The organism is Streptomyces katrae (assembly GCF_000966975.1).
In the GTDB taxonomy this organism is placed as follows: Bacteria; Actinomycetota; Actinomycetes; order Streptomycetales; family Streptomycetaceae; genus Streptomyces; species Streptomyces katrae.
Genome location: NZ_JZWV01001462.1, coordinates 1 through 2,803, shown reverse-complemented (window position 1 = coordinate 2,803; position 2,803 = coordinate 1). Strand labels below are relative to the sequence as shown.

General features: G+C 76.8%; 1 protein-coding gene and 1 pseudogene. Both read right to left on the bottom strand.

Features of this window, described 5'->3' with window-relative positions; all coding sequences use genetic code 11:
* Positions 1-832: serine/threonine-protein kinase (locus tag VR44_RS38330; RefSeq protein WP_169791090.1), on the bottom strand; the 832-nt coding region annotated here is incomplete at its 3' end.
* Positions 833-1,148: 316 nt separating this feature from the next.
* A pseudogene (locus VR44_RS38325) lies at positions 1,149-2,803 on the bottom strand (AfsR family transcriptional regulator); the annotation flags it as partial.

The window sequence follows — 2,803 nt, the reverse complement described above, 5'->3', positions numbered from 1 at the left end:
CGAGACGGGCCAGTACCTCGTCCATTCCGGGACGCCCGGCGGGGTCCTTGGCGAGGCACGCTTCGGCCAGCTCGCGCAGGGCGGCGGCCAGTCCGTCGAGCCGGGGCGGTTCGGTGACGACGCGGTGCACGATGGCCGGCACCGTCGTCGCGTCGAACGGGCTGCGGCCGGTCGCCGCGAACACGAGCACCGAACCGAAGGCGAACACGTCGCCGGCGGGCGAGAGCGCCTCGCCCCGCACCTGCTCCGGTGACATGTAGGCGTACGTCCCGATGACCGATCCGGTCCGGGTGGGCGCGTCGGTGCCCGGCTCGAGCGCGATGCCGAAGTCGATGATGCGCGGGCCGTCCTCGGCCACGATCACGTTGCCCGGTTTGAGGTCCCGGTGCACGAGCCCGCAGCGGTGGATCGCGGCCAGTCCTTCGGCGATGCCCGCGCCGAGCCGCAGCACGGCTTCCGGGTCGCGGGGCCCTTCGGCGTCGACCAGCTGTTGCAGCGTCGGACCGGGTATGTAGGCGGTGGCCAGCCACGGCGGTTCCGCCGCCGGGTCGGCGTCCACGACCTGCGCCGTGTGGAATCCGCCGACCGGCCGGGCGGCGGCCGCCTCCCGCGCGAACCGCTCCCGGAAGCGCGCGGCGGCGGCCAGCTCCGGCCGGATCAGCTTCACCGCGACCCGGCGTCCGCTCGCCGACGTGCCGAGGAAGACCTCCCCCATGCCGCCCGCGCCCAGCCGTCCCTCGAGGCGGTAGGGGCCGACGTCCCGCGGATCGCCGGGGCGCAGCGGGCCGACCGTGGAACTCCAGGTTCCGCCAGGGCGTATGGACTCTGTCACGCTCGGCATTGAACCATGATCCCCTGCAGGGGAGTTGAGGGCCCGGTGCCTCCGCGCGGTGCGGGGCCCGTCGAACGCCGCCACCGGGGCCGTCGCAGCCCGCCAGGCGGCGTCTGCGGTGGGCGGTGCGCCCGGGCCGGAGCCGGTGGGGTGCCGGGGTCAGGGGGCCGCTCTGCCTCAGCCCGGCCAGGGCGAACGCTCGCTGGACAGGGTGGGCGCCCGAGCCCGGGAAGGCGCTCTTGCCGACCCCGGCCCCCTCTTCGAACGGACCGTCGACGGCATCCTCACGATGCTGGGCGACGCGTCCGTCCGACCGTCAGGCCAGGGTGGTGAGGCGGGTGAGCGCCGCGTCGTGGCGGGCCTGGAGTTCTGGGGTCGGCGCGGCCTTCAGGAGGGCGCCGAGCGCCCGTACCGCGGCGTCCTCGTTGCCGGACGACTCCGCCTCCCGGGCCGCCAGGTCGAGCTGTCCGATGCCCTCGGCCTCGTCGCCGAGTCCCAGCAGCGCCTCTCCCCGCACGATGAGGAGCAGGATCCTGGGCACGTCGGCCGTGCCGGGGGCGTCGTCGAGGGCCAGGGCCTCGTCGGCCGTGTCCAGGGCCTCGCGCCACCTCCCCGCGTCGGCCCGGTGCCGGGCGAGGTGCTGCAGGGCCAGCCTCTCGATGGTCCGGTCGCCCGCCCCGCGCGCCAGCCCGACCGCCCGCTCGCACCCCGCCGCGGCCTCGTCCAGCCCTCCGAGCGCCGCCTGCGCCAGGGCCAGGACGAGCAGGGCGTTCGCCTCGGCCACCGCGTCGCCGGCCCGGGAGGCCAGTGCGGAGGCGGCCCGCAGGTGGGTGAGCGCCTCCGGAAGGCGGCCTTCCTCGGTCAGGACCCAGCCCAGCACGTTCAGGACCCGCGCCTCGCCGTGGGCGTCGGCGTCGGCGCGTGCCGCCTCGAGCCCCGTCTCCAGCAAGGGGACCCAGCCGTCGCGGACCCGCCACACCATCAACGGCCACAGCGTGAGGACGATCCGCCACGTGCGGTCGTGCAGTCCGGCGGCGTGCGCGGCGGCCGCCGCCCGGGTGAGCTCGTCGCGCTCGGCCGTGTACCAGGCCACGGCGGCGGAGCGGTCGCCGAACTCCCGCACGGCGGCGGGCGGCAGGAAGTCCGCAGGCAGCGGGAAGCAGTCCTCGTTGCCGGGCTCGGCCGCCGCCATCGCCGCGAGGGCCGTGGCCACGTAGTGGTCGAGCACGCGCGTCAGCGCGGCCGGACCGGCGTCCAGGCTCCGGGCGTAGAGCCGTACGAGATCGTGCATCGTCCACCGGCCGGACGCCGTCTCCGTGACGAGGTGGGCGACGGCCAGCCGCTCCAGGCAGGCCTCGGCGGCCGCCGGGCCGGTGTCCGCCAGGGCGGCCGCCGCATACCGGTCGACGTACGTGCCGGGGTGGCGGCCAAGACGGGCGAACAGGCCGGAGACCTCCGCCGGGAGCTGTTGCAGCGTCACGCGCAGGGCCGCCCGCACCCCGGTGTCCTCGACGTCCAGCAGGGCCAGCCGGCGCGTCTCGTCGGACAGTTCGGCGGCCATCGCCTCCAGCGACCGGTCGGGCCGCTGGGCCAGCCGGGCAGCCGCCACCCGCAGCGCGAGGGGCAGCCCGCCGCACAGCCCGGCCAGCCGCCGCGCGGCCGCCGGCTCCGCGCCGACGCGGTCCGCGCCGAGCACCCGGGCGAGGAGCATCGTGCCGTCGTCCGGGCCGAGCACGTCCACGGCGACGGGCGTGGCGCTGTCGGTGACGATCAGCCCGGGCAGCCGGTGGCGGCTGGTGACGACGGTGACGCAGCGGCGACCGCCCGGCAGGAGCGGCCTGACCTGCTCGGAGTCCCGCGCGTTGTCGAGTACGACGAGGAGGCGGCGTTCCGCGGCGAGGAGGCGGAACAGGGCGGCCGCGCCGTTCGCCGACTCCGGCATCCCCTCCTGCGGCACACCGAGCGCGGAGA